General features: G+C 71.0%; 15 protein-coding genes. 7 read left to right on the forward strand and 8 right to left on the reverse strand.

From position 1 onward, the window contains the following. Nucleotides 1–111: 111 nt before the first annotated feature. Nucleotides 112–1,131, reverse strand: a complete 1,020-nt coding sequence (locus HYQ63_RS11480; protein ID WP_179933729.1) for an ABC transporter ATP-binding protein — start codon at nucleotides 1,129–1,131, stop codon at nucleotides 112–114. Nucleotides 1,132–1,184: 53 nt separating this feature from the next. Beyond that, nucleotides 1,185–2,492, reverse strand: a complete 1,308-nt coding sequence (locus HYQ63_RS11485; protein WP_179933730.1) for an NYN domain-containing protein — start codon at nucleotides 2,490–2,492, stop codon at nucleotides 1,185–1,187. A gap of 262 nt (nucleotides 2,493–2,754) precedes the next feature. On the opposite strand from HYQ63_RS11485, the gene HYQ63_RS11490 reads away from it, so the two are divergent. Next, complete coding sequence (locus HYQ63_RS11490; RefSeq protein ID WP_179933731.1) at nucleotides 2,755–2,922, forward strand: hypothetical protein; 168 nt, start codon at nucleotides 2,755–2,757, stop codon at nucleotides 2,920–2,922. Between the two features lie 73 nt (nucleotides 2,923–2,995). Here the strand turns inward: HYQ63_RS11490 and dnaE are convergent, their stop codons facing one another. Next, nucleotides 2,996–6,541 carry a DNA polymerase III subunit alpha gene (gene dnaE, locus HYQ63_RS11495; RefSeq protein WP_179933732.1) on the reverse strand — a complete coding sequence of 1,182 codons (3,546 nt, stop codon included), beginning with the start codon at nucleotides 6,539–6,541 and terminating at the stop codon, nucleotides 2,996–2,998. A gap of 227 nt (nucleotides 6,542–6,768) precedes the next feature. Here dnaE and HYQ63_RS11500 point away from each other — a divergent pair, with 227 nt between their 5' ends. From HYQ63_RS11500 to HYQ63_RS11515, 4 genes are all read left to right on the forward strand, one after another. Then, nucleotides 6,769–8,094: a DUF2252 domain-containing protein gene (locus tag HYQ63_RS11500; RefSeq protein WP_179933733.1), complete on the forward strand. Its 1,326-nt coding sequence runs from the start codon at nucleotides 6,769–6,771 to the stop codon at nucleotides 8,092–8,094. A gap of 103 nt (nucleotides 8,095–8,197) precedes the next feature. Next, a complete protein-coding gene (locus HYQ63_RS11505) occupies nucleotides 8,198–8,896 on the forward strand; it encodes a hypothetical protein (RefSeq protein WP_179939977.1) in 699 nt (232 codons plus the stop codon). Between the two features lie 64 nt (nucleotides 8,897–8,960). Then, on the forward strand, nucleotides 8,961–9,788 hold the full coding sequence (locus HYQ63_RS11510) for a thioredoxin domain-containing protein (protein WP_179933734.1): 828 nt from the start codon (nucleotides 8,961–8,963) through the stop codon (nucleotides 9,786–9,788). Between the two features lie 169 nt (nucleotides 9,789–9,957). After that, the gene (locus tag HYQ63_RS11515) at nucleotides 9,958–11,595 is read left to right on the forward strand and encodes an alkaline phosphatase (RefSeq protein ID WP_179933735.1); all 1,638 of its coding nucleotides are present in this window, start codon (nucleotides 9,958–9,960) and stop codon (nucleotides 11,593–11,595) included. A gap of 5 nt (nucleotides 11,596–11,600) precedes the next feature. Here HYQ63_RS11515 and HYQ63_RS11520 read toward each other — a convergent pair whose 3' ends face one another. Further along, nucleotides 11,601–12,149, reverse strand: coding sequence for a dienelactone hydrolase family protein (locus HYQ63_RS11520; protein ID WP_373689210.1), 549 nt, complete (start codon nucleotides 12,147–12,149; stop codon nucleotides 11,601–11,603). A gap of 137 nt (nucleotides 12,150–12,286) precedes the next feature. Here HYQ63_RS11520 and HYQ63_RS11525 point away from each other — a divergent pair, with 137 nt between their 5' ends. Then, on the forward strand, nucleotides 12,287–13,411 hold the full coding sequence (locus HYQ63_RS11525; protein WP_179933736.1) for a mechanosensitive ion channel family protein: 1,125 nt from the start codon (nucleotides 12,287–12,289) through the stop codon (nucleotides 13,409–13,411). A gap of 374 nt (nucleotides 13,412–13,785) precedes the next feature. Here the strand turns inward: HYQ63_RS11525 and HYQ63_RS11530 are convergent, their stop codons facing one another. The 4 genes from HYQ63_RS11530 to HYQ63_RS11545 form a co-directional block, all read right to left on the reverse strand. Next, a complete protein-coding gene (locus HYQ63_RS11530; RefSeq protein ID WP_179933737.1) occupies nucleotides 13,786–14,271 on the reverse strand; it encodes a GNAT family N-acetyltransferase in 486 nt (161 codons plus the stop codon). Next, on the reverse strand, nucleotides 14,268–15,209 hold the full coding sequence (locus HYQ63_RS11535; protein WP_123106836.1) for an RluA family pseudouridine synthase: 942 nt from the start codon (nucleotides 15,207–15,209) through the stop codon (nucleotides 14,268–14,270). Before HYQ63_RS11535 ends, HYQ63_RS11530 begins: the two co-directional genes overlap by 4 nt. A 71-nt stretch (nucleotides 15,210–15,280) precedes the next feature. Then, the gene (lspA, locus tag HYQ63_RS11540; RefSeq protein WP_179933738.1) at nucleotides 15,281–15,862 is read right to left on the reverse strand and encodes a signal peptidase II; all 582 of its coding nucleotides are present in this window, start codon (nucleotides 15,860–15,862) and stop codon (nucleotides 15,281–15,283) included. A gap of 71 nt (nucleotides 15,863–15,933) precedes the next feature. Further along, nucleotides 15,934–16,728 carry a TraR/DksA family transcriptional regulator gene (locus tag HYQ63_RS11545; protein ID WP_179933739.1) on the reverse strand — a complete coding sequence of 265 codons (795 nt, stop codon included), beginning with the start codon at nucleotides 16,726–16,728 and terminating at the stop codon, nucleotides 15,934–15,936. 592 nt (nucleotides 16,729–17,320) lie between these two features. Here HYQ63_RS11545 and ileS point away from each other — a divergent pair. Beyond that, nucleotides 17,321–20,452 carry an isoleucine--tRNA ligase gene (ileS, locus tag HYQ63_RS11550; protein WP_179933740.1) on the forward strand — a complete coding sequence of 1,044 codons (3,132 nt, stop codon included), beginning with the start codon at nucleotides 17,321–17,323 and terminating at the stop codon, nucleotides 20,450–20,452. The last annotated feature ends 286 nt before the right edge of the window (nucleotides 20,453–20,738 follow it).

Below are 20,738 nucleotides of genomic sequence, written 5' to 3' on the forward strand. Positions count from 1 at the left end.
GGCACGACACTCACGTCTGCGCTGCTCCTCTTCCGTCTGGCTTGGTCACGGGCTTGGTTACGGACATGATCACGGTCGCGTTCACCGCATGCCGTCCCCTCATACGGTCCCTCATGTCTTCACCAGCCCCTCCGCGCCGTCCGTACGGCCGCCCAGCGCCACGTACACGTCCTCCAGGCTGGGCGTGGCGAGGGTGAAGTCGTCCAGCGCGGCGAAGGCGGGCCCGCCGGTCACTGTGGCGATCGCGGCGCGCGCCGCGTCCGGGGGCAGCCGCAGCGTCCAACGCCGCCCGGAGGCGTGCGCGGCGTCCCGCAGCGCGGCGACCCCGGGGATGTGCAGCGGCGCCTCGGCGCGCCACACCAGGTCCACCCGCACCTCGTCCGCGACCATCGCCTTGAGCCCGGCGGGGGTGTCGCAGGCGATGACCCGGCCCCGGTCGAGCACCGCGACCCGGTCGAGCACGGTCTCGGCCTCGATGACGTTGTGCGTCACGAGCAGCACGGTCACCCCGCGCTCGGCCCGCCGCCGGTCCACGGCGGCCCAGACGGCGCGCCGCGCCACCGGGTCCATCCCCGTGGTCGGCTCGTCCAGCACCAGCAGCGGCCGCTCCCCCACCAGGGCGGCGGCGACGCAGGCCAGTCGGCGCTGGCCGCCGGAGAGCTTCTTGAGCGGCCGCCCGGCGAGCCCGGCGAGTCCCAGCTCCTCGATCACCGCGTCCCGCTCGGCACGGGCGGCGCGCGCGTCGAGCCCGCGCAGCCGCGCGGTGGTCTCGGCGGCGAGCGCGACGGTCAGCTCGTCCAGCGCGGTGGAGTCCTGGCCCAGGTAGCCGAGGAGGCGGGAGGCGCGCTCGGGGTGGCGTACGAGGTCGTGGCCGAGCACCCGGACCTGGCCCTCGTCGGGCCGCAGCAGGCCGGTGAGCTGGCGTACGAGGGTCGACTTCCCGGCGCCGTTGGGCCCGAGCAGCCCGAACACCTCACCGCGCGCCACGTCCAGGTCGATGCCGTCGCTGGCCCGCACCGCGGGCGTGGCGGGCGCACCGCGGCGGCCACGCGCCGCGGGATAGGTCTTGACCAGGCCGCGCACGGTGCACACCACATCGCCTGCCGTCGCCTGTTTCGCGCCCGTCCTCACGAGCTATGAGGGTACGCGCCCAAACACCCGGTGCCGTCCGCGGGGGGCCCGGCCTACTCTCCCGCGGGGGCGTGCTCGGCGGCGGTGCGGACGTCGATCTCGCGCCAGAACCCGGCCCGGATCGCATAGCGGTCGTGCTCGTCGATCTGGTCGTCCTTGTGGGCGAGCAGGCCGAAGCGGGCGGCGTAGCGCAGCAGCTCGCCGTCGATGCGGTGCGGGATGCGCGGGTACTCCGTCGACAGCTGGTGGAGGTGGCCCGCGTCGGAGAGCCGCTCGGTCCAGCGGCGGGCGAAGACCTGGCCGACCTCGAACGGGTCGCCGCTGACCGCGGTGATGTCCTCCTCGCGGTCGGCCCAGCGCTGCTCGGCGCTGGTGAGCTGGGCCAGCATGGGCAGATTGGCGGTCTCCGGCGGCTCGCCCACTCCGGAGCCCGGGCCGCGGTCGACCCAGCCCTTGTCGGAGGACCAGCGGAGGGTGGCGCTGGGGGCCGGGTGCGATGCGGCGGGGCTGCCGGGCCCGCGGCCCAGGCCCGCGAGGTCCTTCGGGGTCGGCACGCCCTTGGCCCCGCCCGCGGCCGTGGCGTCCGGCGTGGCGGCGGGGTCCGGGCCGGGCGCCGTCCGGGCGTCCGGCCCGGCCGCGGCGGGGGCGGCGCCCGGGGCACCCGCGGCGGGGCGCGCCGTGCCGTTGTGCGTGCCGGGCGATTCGGCCGCTGCCGCCGCGGCTGCCGCGGCGGCGGTCTCCGGCAGCGGGGCGGCGAGGATGGCGGCGATCTCGGGGCGCGGCTCGGTGGTGGGGGCGCAGGGCCCGGGAAGCTCCTTGGCGCGCACCGCGCCGGTGATCCACGCCCGGTCCAGGACGCGCCGCTCGTCGGCCTCGGCGACCAGGTCCTCGGACTGGTTGTAGTCGCCGTCGGCGGCCTGGACGGCCCACAGGTGGACGGCGACGCCGTGTTCCTTGGCGGACATCAGCCCGGGCAGCAGGTCGCCGTCGCCGGTGACGAGCACGATGTCGGAGCAGGCGCGGTTGCGGGCCAGCTCGGTCAGCTCGGCGTGCATGGCGGCGTCCACGCCCTTCTGCGCCCAGCGGCCGTCGCTGCGGGTGAGCGCGCCGAGCCGGACGGTGACGCGGGGCATCACGCGCAGCCGCCGGTGCTCGGGCTGCGGTACGCGGTCGGGGGCGCCGTCGAACCAGTAGATGCGCAGCAGCGGGCGCTCGGTCTCGGCCTCGGCGCGCTCCCGCAGGCCCTGGATCAGGGTCGCGTGGTCGACGGAGATGCGGGAGCGGGCGGGCTCCCCGGCCAGCAGGCTCGCGGCGGCGCCCAGCAGATAGCCGGCGTCCACCAGGACGACGCAGCGGTCCACGTTCCACCCTCTTTCCTGAAGTCCAGTCGTCGGTCGCCCCCCGACACAGCCGTGCCCCGGATCTCTCGGTCCTCTTGGTCCTCCCTTCGAGTCTGCCCGACCGTACGGGGGTTATCAGTCCGAACTGGATCACCGGCGTGGCGGATACGGCCTCCTCGGCAAGAGCGCCCTTCTCACTCACGGTAATTGCCCGAAATGCACGGGTCACCAAGGCGTGTCACTGTTCTTCCCGGGGGCTGATCCCAACTGGAGGCACACCACCATGGGTAAGAACAAGAACCGCGATCGCAAGCAGCAGCAACAGCAGAACCGCGGTCAGGCCGACCAGTCGCAGCAGTCCTCGATGGAGGCGCAGTCCCCGCAGATGCCGCCGGAGGGCACCCCCTCGACGGCGCGCAAGGGCCGCCAGAAGAGTTTCGGCCACAACTGACCCGCCGTCCAGAACCCGTTGAGGGGCGCGCCCGGCTGCCGGGCGCGCCCCTCAACTGTTCATGGCCTGGTGCTCAGCCTGCCAGGCAGGAGGCTCCCAGCAGCACCTTGAGGTCGCCGAAGAGCGCCGGGTCGGGGGTGACCCGGTGCCGGTCGAGCCGCAGCACGGTGGTCTTGCGCGCCCCTTGCAGCTTGATCCGCACCTCGGTCGAACCGCGGTGGTGGGTCAGCACCTCGCCCAGCTTCTCGACCAGCGGCGGGGTGACCTTGACGGTCGGAATGGTGATCGTCACGGGGGCGTTGGCGCCCGCCTCGGACAGGTCGGGGACCATCAGCTCCATGGCGACCAGCCGCGGAACGTCCTCGCGCTTGTCGAGGCGGCCCTTGACGAAGACGACGGCGTCCTCGATGAGCTGGGTGGAGACCAGCTGATACGTGGCCGGGAAGAACATGCACTCGATGGACCCGGCCAGGTCCTCGACGGTCGCGATGGCCCAGGCGTTGCCCTGCTTGGTCATCTTGCGCTGGAGGCCGGAGATGATGCCGCCGATGGTGACGATCGCGCCGTCCGCGTGCTCACCGCCGGTGAGCTGGGAGATGGCGGCGTCCGCCTTGTCGTTGAGGACGTGCTCGATGCCGAAGAGCGGGTGGTCGGAGACGTAGAGGCCGAGCATCTCGCGCTCCTGGGCGAGCAGATACGCCTTGTCCCACTCGACGTCGGAGAACTCGATGTCGAGCCCGAAGCCCGGCGCCTCCCCGTCGCCGCTCTCGCCGCCCATGCCGCCGAAGAGGTCGAACTGCCCCTCGGCCTCCTTGCGCTTCACCGCCACCACGTTGTCGATCATCGTTTCGTAGTGCGCGGTGAGGCCCTTGCGGGTGTGGCCCATCTCGTCGAAGGCGCCCGCCTTGATGAGCGATTCCGTGGTGCGCTTGTTGCAGACGACCGCCTCGACCTTGTCCAGGTAGTCGGGGAACGAGCTGTACTTCCCCTTGGACTTGCGACCGCGGATGATCGCGTCCACCACGTTCTGACCGACGTTGCGGACCGCCGTCAGGCCGAAGAGGATCACGTCGTCACCCTGGGCGGTGAAGTTGGCCTCGGACTCGTTGACGTTCGGCGTGAGCACCTTGATGCCCATGCGGCGGCACTCGTTGAGGTAGACCGCCGACTTGTCCTTGTCGTCACGGACCGAGGTCAGCAGCGCCGCCATGTACTCGGCGGGGTAGTTGGCCTTGAGGTACGCGGTCCAGTAGGTGACCAGGCCGTACGCGGAGGAGTGCGCCTTGTTGAACGCGTATCCGGCGAACGGGACCAGCACGTCCCACACCGCCTGGATGGCCTCGTCGGAGTAGCCGCGCTCCCGGCAGCCCTTCTGGAAGGGCACGAACTCCTTGTCCAGGACCTCCTGCTTCTTCTTGCCCATCGCACGGCGCAGCAGGTCGGCCTGTCCGAGCGAGTACCCCGCGAGCACCTGGGCGGCCTTCTGCACCTGCTCCTGGTACACGATGAGGCCATAGGTGATGCCCAGGACCTCCTTGAGCGGCTCCTCCAGCTCGGGGTGGATCGGGGTGATCTCCTGCTGGCCGTTCTTCCGCAGGGCGTAGTTGATGTGCGAGTTCATGCCCATCGGGCCCGGCCGGTAGAGGGCCGAGACGGCGGAAATGTCCTCGAAGTGGTCGGGCTTCATCATGCGCAGCAGGGAGCGCATGGGGCCGCCGTCGAACTGGAAGACGCCGAGGGTGTCGCCGCGGCAGAGCAGTTCGAAGGTCTTGGGGTCGTCCAGCGACAGGTCGAGCATCTTGAGGTCGACGCCCTTGTTGGCGCGGACCATCTTGACCGCGTCGTCCATGATGGTGAGGTTGCGCAGGCCGAGGAAGTCCATCTTCAGCAGGCCCAGCGACTCACAGGTCGGGTAGTCCCACTGGGTCACGACCTGGCCGTCGTTCTTCGGCGAGAACACCGGGACGTGGTCGGTCACCGTCTCGCTGGACATGATCACGCCCGCGGCGTGCACGCCCATCTGCCGGACCAGGCCTTCGATACCGCGCGCGGTGTCGATGACCTTCTTCACGTCCGGCTCGTTCTCGTACATCCCGCGCACCTCGCCCGCCTCGCTGTAGCGGGGGTGCTTCTCGTCGGTGATGCCGGACAGCGGGATGCCCTTGCCGAGGACGTCGGCGGGCATGGCCTTGGTGATGCGGTCGCCCATCGCGTACGGGTAGCCCAGCACACGGGCCGAGTCCTTGATCGCGTTCTTGGCCTTAATCGTGCCGTACGTACCGATCTGGGCGACCTTGTCGGCGCCGTACTTCTCCGTCACGTACCGGATGACCTCACCGCGCCGGCGCTCGTCGAAGTCGATGTCGACATCGGGCATGGAGACGCGCTCGGGGTTGAGGAACCGCTCGAAGATCAGCCCGTGCTCGACCGGGTCGAGGTCGGTGATGCCCAGGGCGTACGAGACGATCGAACCGGCCGCCGAGCCTCGGCCCGGGCCCACCGCGATGCCGTTGTTCTTGGCCCACATGATGAAGTCGGCGACCACGAGGAAGTAGCCCGGGAACCCCATCTGGATGATGACGTCCATCTCGTACTCGGCGAGCTTCTGCCGGTCCTCGGGAACGCCGCCGGGGAAGCGCTGGGCCATCCCCTTGCGGACCTCCTCCTGGAACCAGGTGACCTCGGTGTACCCCTCGGGCACGTCGAAGCGCGGCATCAGGTCGCGCTTCTCGAACCAGCCGGTGTTGTCGATCTGCTCGGCGACCAGGAGGGTGTTGCGGCAGCCCTCCTGCCAGGCGTCCGAGGAGTCGATGGCGTACATCTCCTCGGTGGACTTCAGGTAGTAGCCGGTGCCGTCGAAGCGGAAGCGGTCCGGGTCGGAGAGGTTCTTGCCGGTCTGGATGCACAGCAGCGCGTCGTGCGCCACGGACTCGCGGGAGTAGGTGTAGTGCGAGTCGTTGGTGACCAGCGGCGGGATGCCCAGCTTCTTGCCGATCTCCAGCAGCCCGTCCCGGACCCGGCGCTCGATCTCGATGCCGTGGTCCATCAGCTCCAGGAAATAACGGTCCTTGCCGAAGATGTCCTGGTATTCGGAGGCGGCCTTCAGGGCCTCGTCGAACTGGCCGAGCCGCAGCCGGGTCTGGAGCTCACCGGAGGGGCAGCCGGTGGAGGCGATCAGCCCTTCGGACCACTGGGCGATGGTCTCCTTGTCCATCCGGGGCCACTTGACGAAGTAGCCCTCCATATAGGCGTCGGAGGAGAGCCGGAAGAGGTTGTGCAGACCGGTCTTGTTCGACGCCCAGATGGTCTTGTGGGTATAACCACCGGAACCCGAGACGTCATCGCGCTTCTGGTGCGGCTGGCCCCACTGGACCCGTCGCTTGTAGCGCCGCGACTCCGGCGCGACATACGCCTCGATGCCGATGATCGGGGTGACCCCGGCGGCCGTCGCCTGCTGGTAGAAGTCATACGCACCGTGCAGGTTGCCATGGTCGGTCATGGCGATGTGCGTCATGCCCATCTCGTTGCAGGCGTTGAACATGTCCTTGAGCCGCGCCGCACCGTCCAGCAGCGAGTACTGGGTGTGGACATGCAGGTGCGTGAAGGGCGGCTTGGTCACGGTGGCAGACCTCCGGCGAACGGTCGATGACAGCTGGGTGGGACAGGACCGAAGGTTACCCCTCCGGACTGACAGCGGACGGGCACGGGCGAGTAGCCTCAGGCGTTGATCCTCTCGGGATCCTCCGTCCCGTCGCATGCGTCGGAACGTATGTCGCACGGGACGAAAAACACCCTGTCGTATGAGTCACCACGCCGTAATCCCCATGCCCCAGGAGGCGCTCCGCGATGTCGACCCAGCAGACCCAGGCGGAACAGCGCGGCGAGCACATCCTCGCCGTCTTCGACACCGCCTTCGGCGAGCTGCTCGCCGCCGACCCCGCCGCCTTCCGGGTGAAATTCCGGAAGATGGCCGCCTCGGCGTTCGCCTTCTACCGCGGCACGGCCTGCCTGTTCTACTCCGACGTGGAGCGCGAGCGGGCCGGCGGGCCGTACCTGGACGACCGCACCAGCCGGGTGTGGATCCACGGTGACCTCCACGCCGAGAACTTCGGCAGCTACATGGACGCCAACGGGCGCCTGGTCTTCAATGTGAACGACTTCGACGAGGCCTACGTCGGCCCCTTCACCTGGGACCTCAAGCGCTTCGCCGCCTCCGTCGCGCTCATCGGCTACACCAAGGCGCTCAGCGACGAGAAGATCACCGAGCTGGTGCGCATCTACGCCGCCGCCTACCGCGAGCGGATCCACGCCCTGGCCACCGGCGCCAAGAACGACGAGGTGCCGCCCTTCACGCTGGAGACCGCCGAGGGCCCGCTGCTGGACGCGCTGCGCGTCGCCCGCTCGCTGACCCGCTTCGGGCTGCTCGACTCGATGACCGAGATCCGCGACTTCGAGCGCCGCTTCTCGGCGGGCGGCGGCTCCATCGAGCTGGACGCCGCGACCCGCTACAAGGTGCTGGCCGCCTTCGACGGCTATCTGGAAACGCTTCCCGAGTCCAGTCTCGCGCGTCCGGACTCCTACCGCGTCAAGGACGTCGTGGGCCGCCGGGGCATCGGCATCGGCAGCGCCGGGCTGCCCTCGTACAACATCCTCCTGGAGGGCAACAGCGACGCCCTGGAGAACGATGTGGTGATCTACATGAAGCAGGCGCAGACCCCGGCGGTCTCCCGGCACATCACCGACGAGCAGGTGCGCGCGTACTTCCACCACGAGGGCCACCGCACGGTGATCTCGCAGCGCGCCCTCCAGGCGCACGCCGACCCGTGGCTGGGCTGGACCGAGCTGGACGGGGCCGGGCAGCTGGTCGCCGAGGTGTCGCCGTACGCGGTGGACCTGGACTGGGGCGACATCGACGACCCGGCCGAGATCGCGGCGGTCATCGCGGACCTCGGGCGGGCCACGGCCACCATGCACGCCGCCGCCGACGACCAGAGCGGTCACTCGCTGGTGCCGTTCTCCACCGAGCGCGCCATCGACGCGGTGATCGCCGCCGACGAGGACGGCTTCGCGGAGCTGCTGGTGGACTTCGCCCACACCTACGGCGCCCAGGCACGCACCGACCACCAGATCTTCGTGGACCTCTTCCGCAACGGCCGCATCCCGGGGCTGTGAGCCCTCCGCGGGGTGGCCCCCAGGGGACACCCCGCGGTCCCGATGGCCCCTCTTGATGTCACTCCTACAGGCGAACGTGGCACAATCCGACCTTATGGACGGCATGGGCGGCACCGCCGGAACGGGCGGCACCGGGCCCCAGCTGAGGGCCCTGCGCGCAGCGCTCTTCACGGCGCTGTGCGTCACCCTGTCCTCGGCGTCCCATGTGCTGCTCTCCCGCGTCCCGCTGCCGCTGTCCACGGTCGCGGTGCTCGCGGTGGCCGTCTTCGCCCTCGCCTACGCCCTCGCGGGCCGGGAGCGGAGCTTCTGGGGCATCGCCGCCCTGCTGGTCCCGCTGGAACTGGCCGCCGACACGATCTTCACCACGGGCCAGGACGCCTGTTACGGCCAGTCCGGCGGCCCCGTGGCCGGGCCCCTGCGCTCCCTGGGCGTCGACCTGCTCTGCGGCAGCGGTGACGTGGGCACCCCGCTGGCCGGGATCACCCATCCGGGGGGCGGCACTCCCCTGTCCGCCGCCGTCAGCTCCGCCACGCCCTGGCTGCTGCTCGCCGTCCACGTGGCCATCGGGCTGATCGCCTCGGCCTGGCTGCGCCGCGGTGAGGCCGCCCTCGGGCGGCTGCTGGGCGCCCTCGCCGGTTTCGCCTTCCGGCCGCTGCTGCTGGCCGTCGCCGTGGTCACCTCGGCCCTGCGGCCGCGGACCCCGGCCGTGCTGCCGATACGCCCGGCGCGTTTGGCCCCCGCGCTCCCCCTTCTGGTGCACTCCGTCGTACGACGTGGACCGCCCTGCTCAGTCGCCGCCTGAGCACAGCGTTTCTCTTCCACGTACGCACTACAGACCGACGTAGAACGACGGAGATCGATCAATCATGAGCAACCGCAATAGCCGCCAGAACAAGCAGGCCGCGCGCGAGCGGCTGCGCGCCGAGCGTGAGCGCCAGGCCAAGAAGGAGCGGATGCGCCGCCAGCTGTTCGTGGGCGGCGCGGTCCTCGCGGTCCTCGCGATAGCGGGCGGCATCGGCTACGCCGTCACCAACATGAACACCGACGACGTCAACCAGAAGTGGCGGACGGCGGCCGAGAAGAAGACGATGGCGAAGCCCGCCAACACCAGCGGTGCCCAGGGCACCACGGTCGTCATCGGTGACAAGAAGGCCAAGAACACCCTCCACGTCTACGAGGACATGCGCTGCCCGGTCTGCGCCCAGTTCGAGAAGTTCACCGGGCCGACCGTGCTCAAGGACATCAAGGACGGCACCTACAAGGCGCAGTTCACGATGGGCACCTTCCTCGACGACAACAAGCAGATGCCCGGCGCCGGCTCGAAGAACGCCCTGAGCGCGCTCGGCGCGGCGCTCAACGTGAGCCCGCAGGCCTTCCTGGACTACAAGGCGGCGCTGTACTCCCCGAAGAACCACCCCGCGGAGACCGACGACGCCTTCGCCGATGACCAGAAGCTGCTCGACGTCGCCCAGCAGGTCAAGGAGCTCAAGAACAACGCGGCCTTCGAGAAGGCCGTGAAGAAGGGCACGTACGACCGGTGGGCGCTGGCCATGTCGGCGTCCTTCGACAAGGCCAAGGGCGTCACCGGCACCCCGGCCTTCAAGCTCAACGGCAAGACGCTGGAGACCGGCGGCAACCCGCCGATGACGCCGGACCAGTTCACCCCGCTCGTCCAGCAGAACCTCAAGAAGTAACCGCCGCGCAGCGCCGGGACCGACACCGCCCGGTCCGCGCGGGCGTGTCCCCGGGTGGACACCCCGGGGGCACGCCCGCCGACCCGGCGGTGACCCCGCGGCGACGCATGGGCGAACTTCCCCCGGAAGCCCTGCCGTTCGGGGCTACTTGCCAGTAATCTCGTCGGCCGTGACCGACGCCAAAAACCACATATCCCGCCGCAGCGCCGTCACGGCCGTAGCGGCCACCGCCGCCCTGCTGCCGCTGGCCGCCCAGACGGCCGCCCACGCCGCCACCGGACCCGCCTTCCTGCACGGCGTCGCCTCCGGCGATCCGCTGCCCGACGGCGTCCTGCTGTGGACGCGCGTCACCCCCACCCCGGACGCCGTGCCCGGTTCGGGGCTCGGCCCGGCCGTCGAGATCGGCTGGGAGGTCGCCACGGACCGGGAGTTCCGTACGGTCGTCGCGCACGGCACCGCCAAGACCACCGCCTCGGCCGACCACACCGTCAAGGCCGATGTGCGCGGGCTGCGCCCGGCCACCGGCTACTTCTACCGCTTCCGCGCCGACGGCGGCGCGTACTCCCCCGTGGGGCGCACCCGCACCGCACCGGCGGCCGACGCCGCGGCCCCCGGGATCCGCTTCGGCGTGGTCTCCTGCGCCAACTGGGAAGCGGGCTGGTTCTCCCCGTACCGCCATCTCGCGGCCCGCACCGACCTGGACGCGGTCCTGCACCTGGGCGACTACATCTACGAGTACCAGAGCGGCGAATACCCCGAGCAGAAGAACGTCGTCCGGCAGCACGCCCCCACCCACGAGATCGTCACGCTCGCCGACTACCGCACCCGGCACGGCAGATACAAGACCGACGCCGATCTCCAGGCGCTGCACGCCGCGGTGCCGATGATCGCCATCTGGGACGACCACGAGTTCGCCAACGACGCCTGGTCGGGCGGGGCCGAGAACCACACCCCCGGCACCGAGGGCGCCTGGGCGGCACGGATCGCCGCCGCCAAGCAGGCGTACTTCGAGTGGATGCCGGTGCGCCCCTCCACCGAGGGCACCACCTACCGGCGGCTGCGCTACGGCACCCTCGCCGACCTCCACCTGCTCGACCTGCGCTCGTTCCGCTCCGAGCAGGTGGGCGTGGGCAGCGGCGCGGTGGACGACCCGGAGCGCACGGTCACCGGGCGCGCCCAGCTCGACTGGCTCAAGTCCGGGCTCTCCGGCTCGGACACCACCTGGCGGCTGGTGGGCAACTCGGTGATGATCTCGCCGGTCGCCTTCGGCGCGCTCCCCGCCGAGGTGCTCGCCCCGCTGGCCGAACTCCTCGGGCTGCCCAAGGAGGGCCTGGCGATCAACACCGACCAGTGGGACGGCTACACCGACGACCGGCGCGAGCTGCTCGCCCACCTCACCGGGAACGCCATCGGCAACACGGTCTTCCTCACCGGCGACATCCACATGGCCTGGGCCAACGACGTCCCGGTGAAGGCCGCTACCTATCCGCTCTCCGACTCGGCCGCGACCGAGTTCGTGGTCACCTCGGTGAGCTCCGACAACCTGGACGATCTGCTCCACGTACCGGCGCACACCATCTCCCTGGCCGCGGCCGCCGCGCTCCGCGCCGCCAACCGCCATGTGAAGTGGCTGGACATGGACGCCCACGGCTACGGCGTGCTCGACGTCACCGCCGAGCGCGCCCAGATGGACTACTACGCCGTCTCCGACAAGGCCGATCCGCACGCCACCGCGTCCTGGACCCGGTCCTACCGCACCCGCTCCGGCACCCAGCGCGTCGAGCGCGCCGACAAGCCGGTGGCCTGAAAGTCCTACCCCACCTCGTCGAGGAAGCCGAGCGCCACCCGCCAGGTGGCCTCGGCGGCCTGCTCGTCGTAGTCCGGCAGCTCCGGGTCGGTGTACAGGTGCCCGGCCCCCGGATAGCGGAAGACCTCCACATCGGCCCCGGCCCGCCCCATCCGCAGGTACCAGGCGTTCAGCCAGTCGTGCGGCTCGAACGGGTCGGGGTCGGCGACGTGCAGCTGCACCGGCAGCTCGTCGGTCGTGGTGTCGTCGGCGATGTCCGACGTCCCGTGCAGCAGGAGCAGCCCGCGCGCCTTGTCGTCGGCCAGCGCCAGGTTCTGCGCGATCGAGCCGCCGAGCGAGAAGCCCGCGTAGACCAGACCGCGGTCCGAGACGGGCGCCGCGGCCCGCACCGCCCGCTTCAGCAGCTCGTCCCCGCCGATCTCCTCCTTGAGGGCCATGCCCTCCTCGGCGGTGTCCGCCGTCCGCCCCTCGTACAGATCGGGTACGTGCACCTCGTGCCCCGCGGCGCGCAGCCGGTCCGCGGCCGCGTGCACCGCGGGCCGCAGGCCGTACATGGAATGGAGGAGCAGGATCGGGGAACGGGTCACAGTGGTCACTTCCTAGTGGGTGGAACGCGCTTCGCCCATCGTGCCAGGTACGGCCCGGGAAGGCGGAACCCGAAACCTCCGGCGGAAGGACGAGGAAAATCTTCATGGAGGACGTGCTGCGTCCGGTCATCGTCATCGGCGGCTCCCTCGCCATCACCGTGTTCATCGGCTGGGGGGCCGACTGGCTGCTGCGGCGGATCGACGCCCGGCACCCGGAGACCCCGCTGTGGGACCTGCTGCGCGGCTGCCGGCTGCCCCTCCAGGTGACGGTGTGCACGGCGCTGCTGCGCGGCTCGTACGAGACGGTCGACGCGGAGGCCATCACCGCGCACCAGACGGCGATCGGCCGACTGCTCACCCTGGTGCTGATCGCGGCGACCGCGTGGCTGGTGATCCGCGGCTCCGGCGCCATCGTGGAGTCCTCGTACTCCCGCTACGCCGCCAGCGCGCACGACGCGGCGCGGGTGCGGCGGGTGCGCACCCAGGTCACGCTGATCCAGCGGGTGGTGGCCGCGGTGGTCGGGGTGGTGGCGGCGTCGGCGATGCTGCTGACCTTCCCCGCGATGCGCGCCGTCGGGACGTCCATGCTGGCGTCCGCCGGAATCCTGGGCATCGTCGCCGGTGTCGCCGCCCAGTCGACGCTGGGCAACCTCTTCGCCGGTCTCCAGATCGCCTTCGGCGACATGGTGCGCATAGGCGACACGGTGGTGGTCAACGGCGAATGGGGCACGGTCGAGGAGATCACCCTGACCTTCCTGTCCGTGCGGACCTGGGACGAGCGCCGGATCACCATGCCGGTGTCGTACTTCACCAGCCAGCCGTTCGAGAACTGGTCGCGCGGCGGCACCCAGAAGACCGGCACGGTCCTCTTCCACCTCGACCACCACGCCCCGATCGAGGAGATGCGGACGAAGCTGCGCGAGATCGTGCAGGAGTCCCCGGCCTGGGACGGCCGGGACTGGAGCCTGGTCGTCACCGACACCAGCCCGAGCACCATCGTGGTGCGGGCGCTGGTGACCGCGCGGGACTCCGACGACGCGTGGACGGTGCGGTGCGATATCCGGGAGCGGATGATCACGTGGCTGCGGGAGGAGCATCCGTACGCGCTGCCGCGGATCGCGACCGCGCCCGCGGTGCAGGCCCAGGTGCCCGCCCCGGCACCCACGCATCCCGCCCCCGGGCACGAGGACCACTTCGCCCGCTTCGACAACGGCTTCCGCAAGGGCTAGGGGGTGTCCGCAAAGTCGCGTTGGATCAGCCCGCGGCGTCAGGGGGCACCTCCCAGCGGTAGCTGGGGGAGCGTGCGATCGCAAGGCGGAGGGTCGTCCTCGCGGGGGCACCTCCCGGACGGAGTCTGGGGGCGGGCCTACTCGGACGCGCCCGACAACGCAGCGAGCGTGCGTGCCAGGCGTCGTGGGCCCGACGGGACTTTGCGGACACCCCCTAGGGGTAGCGCGCGGATCGTGCCGGGCTCCCCCGCCCGCTCCGTGGGGCCGGGGCGAAGCCCCAGGCACCATGCGGGGGCCCAGGGGCGGAGCCCCCGGTGGGGTCGGGGCTGGGGTCCGGGGCGCAGCCCCGGGTTCGGGAAGGGGCGGGGTGGGGGCTAAGCCCCCGGCAGGGAGCGCCGCATCGCGCGGTGCGGAATGCCGCTGCCCTCGTCGAACTCGGGCCCGAACGCCTCGTAGCCAAGCCGCTCGTAGAACGCGAGCGCGTGGGTCTGCGCCTCCAGGTAGACCTGGGACAGCCCGCGCCGCCCCGCCTCCGCCTCGACGGCCCGGACCAGCGCGGCGCCCAGGCCCGTGCCGCGGGCCGCGGGAGTCACGGCGAGGCGGCCGAGGGCGGCGGTGGTGGCGCCGTTCACCCCGGCTTGGCCGTACTTCTTGTCGGCGGCCGCGCCGTGGAGGAAGCGGACCGTGCCCACGGGGCGGCCCGCCGAGGAGGCCAGGAGGTGGACGGCGTGCACGTCGTACGCGTCCATCTCCTCCTCCTCGGAGATCCCCTGCTCGACCACGAAGACCTCGCGTCGCACGGCATGGCAGTCCGTGAGGTCGCCGTCGGTCACCACCTCGATCGCGTACGGCAGGCTCACGCGCTCTCCGCCCGCACGATGTCCAGCGCCCGCTGAAGATCGTCCGGGTAGGGGCTCTCGAACTCGATCCAGCTGCCGTCGGACGGGTGCTCGAAGCCCAGCCGCATCGCGTGCAGCCACTGCCGGGTCAGCTTCAGCCGCTTGGCGAGCGTGGGGTCGGCCCCGTAGGTGAGGTCGCCGACGCACGGATGGCGGTGGGCCGACATGTGCACCCGGATCTGGTGGGTGCGCCCGGTCTCCAGCTTGATGTCGAGGAGGCTGGCGGCGCGGAAGGCCTCGATGAGGTCGTAGTGGGTGACGCTCGGCTTGCCGTCCGCGGTGACGGCCCACTTGTAGTCGTGCTGGGGATGACGCCCGATCGGCGCGTCGATGGTGCCGCTGAGCGGATCGGGGTGGCCCTGGACCAGCGCGTGGTAGCGCTTTTCGACCGTCCGCTCCCGGAACTGCTGCTTGAGCAGGGTGTACGCGCGCTCGGACTTGGCGACGACCATCAGCCCGGAGGTGCCCACGTCCAGCCGGTGGACGATGCCCTGGCGCTCGGCGGCGCCCGAGGTGGCGATGCGGAAGCCCGCGGCCGCGAGCCCGCCGATCACGGTCGTGCCGGTCCAGCCTGGGCTGGGGTGGGCGGCGACGCCGACCGGCTTGGCGATGACCACGATGTCGTCGTCGTCATGGACGATCTCCATGCCCTCGACGGGCTCGGCGACGATCTGGACCGGCGGCGCGGCCTGCGGCATCTCGACCTCGAGCCAGGCCCCGCCGGAGACCCGGTCGGACTTTCCGGCGACGCTGCCGTCGACCTGTACCTTCCCGGCGGCGGCCAGCTCGGCCGCCTTGGTCCGCGAGAAGCCGAACATGCGGGCGATCGCGGCGTCGACGCGCTCGCCCTCCAGTCCGTCGGGTACGGGCAGGGTGCGGATCTCGGGAATCGTACTCACCCGTCGAGTATGACGGACCGCGCGGACCGGTTCGTACGCCCGTCGGATACCGGCCCCGCGACAGCCGGGCGTCAGTCCTTGTGGACCGTGCCGTCCGGGTCCAGACCGCGGAACGACAGGATCACGATCAGGACGCCGCCGCACACGATCGCCGAGTCGGCGAGGTTGAAGACCGCGAAGTGGGCGGGCGCGATGAAGTCCACGACCGCGCCCTGAAGATCGCCGGGCGCCCGGAAGACCCGGTCGGTGAGGTTGCCGAAGGCGCCGCCGAGGAGCATGCCGAGCGCGATGGCCCACGGCAGGCTGTAGAGCTTGCGGGCCAGCCGCGCGATGACCACGATCACCGCGGCCGCGATCACCGTGAAGACGATGGTCATCGCCTCGCCCATGCCGAAGGCGGCGCCGCGGTTGCGGATCACCTCCAGCTGGAGCCAGGTGCCGATCACCTCGACCGGAGCGTGGTGCTCCAGCTTCGCGACCACGGCCAGCTTGCTGCCCAGATCCAGGAGGTACGCGAACGCGGCGACCGCGATCAGCACTCCGATCCGCCGCTTCTTCCCGGCCCCGGACGCGGCACCGGCGGCGCTGGTCCCGGCGCCCTCCTCGGCCTTCCCCGCGTCTGGCGTACCGATGGCCTGCTCCGCCTCTGTCAACGTGTGTCCCTCATCGTCCGGGCCAGTCTCCCCCTGGCTCAAACGAGGGTACGGCACAGGCGTGCGGACGGTCAGCGGCGCTCCTGACGCTGTTTGCACTCGACACACAGCGTGGCGCGCGAGAACGCCTGCATCCGGGCCTTGCCGATCGCGTTCCCGCAGTTCTCGCACAGGCCGTACGTCCCGGCGTCCAGCCGCTCCAGGGCGCGCTCGGTCTGCAACAGCATCTCGCGGGCATTGCCGGCGAGGGCCATCTCGTGCTCGCGCGTGATGTTCTTGGTCCCGGTGTCGGCCTGGTCGTCGCCCGCGCCGTCGCCGGAGTCGCGCATCAGCCCGGTGATCGCCTGCTCGGAGGCCAGGATCTCGGTGCGCAGCCGCCCGGCCTCGGTCAGCAGTTCGGTGCGCGCCTCGTCCACCTCCTCCGCCGACCAGGGGTCCTCACCGGGGCGTACGGCCAGCTCAGCGGGGTCCACGGGCCCGCCCGCCACCCGGGCCTTGGGCACGCCGGACGGCGGGAACGACGGCGCGGCCTGCTTGGCGGTCGGCGCGCCGCCCGGGGTCTTCTTCGCAACCACTTTCCTGGCTCCCGTCTTCTTCGCGGGCACCGCCTTCTTGGCCGGTGCGGCCGACGCGGTCTTCTTGGCCGTGGCCTTCTTGACCGTGGTCTTCGTGGTCTTGCTGGTCTTCTTGGCCGCGCTCTTCTTGGCGGCCGTCGTCCTGGCGGCCGCCTTCTTCGTGACCTTCGTGGCCTGCTCGTCCTGCGCGGCGGCCGATGTGGCCTTGCCGGCCGAGGCGCTCTTCTTCGCGGACGCGGCCTTCGTCGCCTTCGCCGTGCTCTTCTGCACGGCGGTCTTCCTCGCCACCATGGCCGCGGCCCCTTCACATATTGTGATCTTGCTCGCGAATCGTTCCGGAACGATAAATCGACTCCGGGCACGCGGCAACGGGGCACGCCGCCCGATTCGCCCGGCTTGCCCGTACGACAACCCGGTCTCCACCGTTGTGCCCCGCCCGCAGCCCGGTAATCCGGCCGGGAACCGGTACCGGAGAGTGACGTACGACGACTCCCGGACTGAAGCACCCGGCGTATCGGCATTCGGGTCATCTCGGGTCCGGCCCATACCCCAGTCGGCGCAGCGGCGAAAAGCGGTCGGCCGCGGTCCGTCCGGCCCCGTACACTGGGCGCAGCGAAAGGCGTGGATGGGGACGAGTAGCGTCGTAGGCGGCCACGAGCGACCCGGGGACGGTGTGAGCCCGGGGGCGAGCGCGACGCGAAGGATCACCCCGGAGCCGCCGGAAGAACACCCGCACAGGGCCAGTAGAACCGGCATCGCGACCCTAATGAGGGGGCCGGGAGCGCACTGCTCGCGGCCAAGGAGGGTGGTACCGCGGGAGCGCTGACGGCTCTCGTCCCTCCGACGGAAACGACGAGACGTATCCGCCGGAGGACGTGTTCCGATGACGCAGTACCGCCAGGTGCCCGCCCAGGTCGACCTGCCCGCCCTCGAGCACGCCGTGCTCGACTTCTGGCGGGAGAACAAGATCTTCGCCCGTACCCTCGAACAGTCCGAGGGCCGGCCGGAGTGGGTCTTCTACGAGGGCCCGCCGACCGCGAACGGCATGCCGGGCGCCCACCACATCGAGGCCCGCGTCTTCAAGGACGTCTTCCCCCGCTTCCGCACCATGCGCGGCTACCACGTCGCCCGCAAGGCGGGCTGGGACTGCCACGGCCTGCCGGTGGAGCTGGCGGTCGAGAAGGAGATGGGCTTCAGCGGCAAGAAGGACATCGAGGCGTTCGGCATCGCCGAGTTCAACGCCAAGTGCCGGGAGTCGGTGACCCGGCACACCGACGCCTTCGCCGACCTGACCCAGCGCATGGGCTACTGGGTCGACCTGGACGACGCCTACCGCACGATGGACCCCGAGTACGTCGAGTCGGTGTGGTGGTCGCTCAAGGAGATCTTCACCAAGGGCCTGCTGGTCCAGGACCACCGGGTCGCCCCCTGGTGTCCGCGCTGCGGCACCGGGCTGTCCGACCACGAGCTGGCGCAGGGCTACGAGACCGTCGTCGACGCCTCGGTCTACGTACGCTTCCCGCTGACCTCCGGCCCGCTGGCGGGCGAGGCGTCCCTGCTGGCCTGGACGACCACCCCGTTCTCGCTGGTCGCCAACCTCACCGTCGCCGCCCACCCCGAGGTGACCTATGTGGTCGCCACGGACGGCAACGAGAAGCTGGTCGTCGCCGAGTCGCTGGTCGAGCAGGCGCTGGGCGAGGGATGGACGACCACGGGCCAGAGCTTCACCGGTGCGGAGATGGAGCGCTGGACGTACCAGCGCCCCTTCGAGCTGGTCGAGATCCCCGACGCGCACTTCGTCGTCAACGCCGACTACGTCACCACCGAGGACGGCACCGGGCTGGTCCACCAGGCGCCCTACGGTGAGGAGGACTTCAAGAGCAGCCGCGCCTACGGCGTGCCGATCGTCAACCCGATCCGCACGGACGGCACCTTCGAGGAGGAGCTGGACCTGGTCGGCGGCCAGTTCTTCAAGAAGGCCGACGAGGCGCTGGTCCGCGACATGGACGAGCGCGGGCTGCTGTTCAAGCACCTGGCGTACGAGCACAGCTACCCGCACTGCTGGCGCTGCCACACCCCGCTGATCTACTACCCCCAGCCGTCCTGGTACATCCGCACCACCGCGGTCAAGGACGCGCTGCTGCGGGAGAACGAGAAGACCAACTGGTTCCCGGACTCGGTCAAGCACGGCCGCTTCGGCGACTGGCTCAACAACAACATCGACTGGGCGCTCTCCCGCAACCGCTACTGGGGCACCCCGCTGCCCATCTGGCGCTGTGAGGAGAACCACCTGACCTGTGTCGGCTCGCTCACCGAGCTGTCCGAGCTGACCGGCACCGACCAGACCGGGCTCGACCCGCACCGCCCGTACATCGACGAGGTCACCTTCGCCTGCCCCGCCGACGGCTGCTCGCTGGAGGCCGTGCGGGTGCCGGAGGTCATCGACGCCTGGTACGACTCGGGTTCGATGCCGTTCGCGCAGTGGGGCTACCCGTACCGCAACAAGGAGCTCTTCGAGAAGCGCTACCCGGCGCAGTTCATCTGCGAGGCCATCGACCAGACCCGCGGCTGGTTCTACACGCTGATGGCGGTCGGCACGCTCGTCTTCGATCGGTCGAGCTATGAAAACGTGGTCTGCCTCGGTCACATCCTGGCCGAGGACGGCCGGAAGATGTCCAAGCACCTGGGCAACATCCTTCAGCCGATCCCGCTCATGGACCAGCACGGCGCCGACGCCGTGCGCTGGTTCATGGCCGCGGGCGGTTCGCCGTGGGCCGCCCGCCGGGTGGGCCACGGCACCATCCAGGAGGTCGTGCGCAAGACGCTGCTCACCTACTGGAACACGGTCGCCTTCCAGGCCCTGTACGCCCGCACCACGGGCTGGGCGCCGTCCGCCGCCGACCCGGCCCGGGCCGAGCGCCCCATGCTGGACCGCTGGCTGCTGGGCGAACTGGGCACGCTCACCGAGCAGGTCACCCAGGCCATGGAGGCATACGACACCCAGCGCGCCGGACGGCTGCTGTCGGCGTTCGTGGACGACCTGTCCAACTGGTACGTGCGCCGCTCGCGCCGCCGCTTCTGGCAGGGCGACGCGGCCGCGCTGCGCACCCTCCACGAGGTCATCGAGACCGTCACCCGGCTGATGGCCCCGCTGGTCCCGTTCATCACCGAGCGGGTCTGGCAGGACCTGGTCGTCCCCGTGTCCCCGGACGCCCCCGACTCCGTCCACCTGACCTCGTGGCCGGAGGCCGACCAGGCCATGATCGACCCGGCCCTGTCGGCGCAGATGGCGCTCGTACGGCGCCTGGTGGAGCTGGGCCGGGCCACCCGTGCCGAGTCCGGCGTGAAGACCCGCCAGCCGCTGTCGCGGGCGCTGGTCGCCGCGTCCGGCTTCGAGAAGCTGGGCCCCGAGCTGCGCGCCCAGATCGAGGAGGAGCTCAACGTCACCTCGCTCGCCGCGCTGAACGAGGTCGGCGGCTCGCTGGTCGACACCACCGCCAAGGCCAACTTCCGTGCCCTGGGCAAGCGCTTCGGCAAGGGCACCCAGCCGGTAGCCAAGGCCATCGCGGAAGCCGACGCGGCCGCGCTGTCGGTCGCGCTGCGCGAGGGGAACGCGTCGGTCGTGGTGGACGGCGAGACGGTCACCCTCTCCCCCGACGAGGTCATCATCACCGAGACCCCGCGGGAGGGCTGGTCCGTCGCCTCGGACTCCGGCGCCACGGTCGCCCTCGACCTGGAGATCACCCCGGAGCTGCGGCGCGCGGGCCTGGCCCGGGACGCCATCCGGCTGATCCAGGAGGCCCGTAAGAACAGCGGGCTGGACGTCGCGGACCGGATCGCCCTGCGCTGGGAGTCGCCCGACGAGGAACTCCGCCAGGCCCTCACGGACCACGCGGGGCTGATCGCGGACGAGGTCCTCGCCACGGACTTCGCCTCCGGCGAGGCCGACGCCGCCTACGGCACCCCCTTCGAGGACAGCGCCCTGGGCCTCACGTTCCGCCTCCGCAAGGCGTAACGCGCGGGCGGGGCTTGTCCCCCACCCGCCCCTCCCCGCAACCGGGGCTCCGCCCCGGACCCCGGTTGCGGCACGCCCGCCCGGGCACCGAGACCGGGCAAAGCCACGGCGGTTGGGGGCGTCCGAGGGGGGCGAACCCCCAGCAGGGAGTTCGCCCCCACCCACCCCTCCCCAGAACCGGAGCTCCGCCCCGGGCCCCGGTTCCGGCACGCCCGCCCGGGCGCCGCGACCGGCACACCGCGCGGCCCCTCGGCGGCGACGGGCATGGGGCCCGGGCACCGAGACC

It is taken from the genome of Streptomyces sp. Rer75 (assembly GCF_013414305.1).
In the GTDB taxonomy this organism is placed as follows: Bacteria; Actinomycetota; Actinomycetes; order Streptomycetales; family Streptomycetaceae; genus Streptomyces; species Streptomyces himastatinicus.

What these genes read in the sequence shown, in the direction of transcription:
- HYQ63_RS11490 (WP_179933731.1), top strand. Translation starts at nt 2,755, where the DNA reads ATGGGTAAGAACAAGAACCGCGATCGCAAGCAGCAGCAACAGCAGAAC.
- HYQ63_RS11500 (WP_179933733.1), top strand. Translation starts at nt 6,769, where the DNA reads ATGTCGACCCAGCAGACCCAGGCGGAACAGCGCGGCGAGCACATCCTC.
- HYQ63_RS11505 (WP_179939977.1), top strand. Translation starts at nt 8,198, where the DNA reads ATGGGCGGCACCGCCGGAACGGGCGGCACCGGGCCCCAGCTGAGGGCC.
- HYQ63_RS11510 (WP_179933734.1), top strand. Translation starts at nt 8,961, where the DNA reads ATGAGCAACCGCAATAGCCGCCAGAACAAGCAGGCCGCGCGCGAGCGG.
- HYQ63_RS11520 (WP_373689210.1), bottom strand. Translation starts at nt 12,149, where the DNA reads ATGTACGGCCTGCGGCCCGCGGTGCACGCGGCCGCGGACCGGCTGCGC.
- HYQ63_RS11525 (WP_179933736.1), top strand. Translation starts at nt 12,287, where the DNA reads ATGGAGGACGTGCTGCGTCCGGTCATCGTCATCGGCGGCTCCCTCGCC.
- HYQ63_RS11545 (WP_179933739.1), bottom strand. Translation starts at nt 16,728, where the DNA reads ATGGTGGCGAGGAAGACCGCCGTGCAGAAGAGCACGGCGAAGGCGACG.
- ileS (WP_179933740.1), top strand. Translation starts at nt 17,321, where the DNA reads ATGACGCAGTACCGCCAGGTGCCCGCCCAGGTCGACCTGCCCGCCCTC.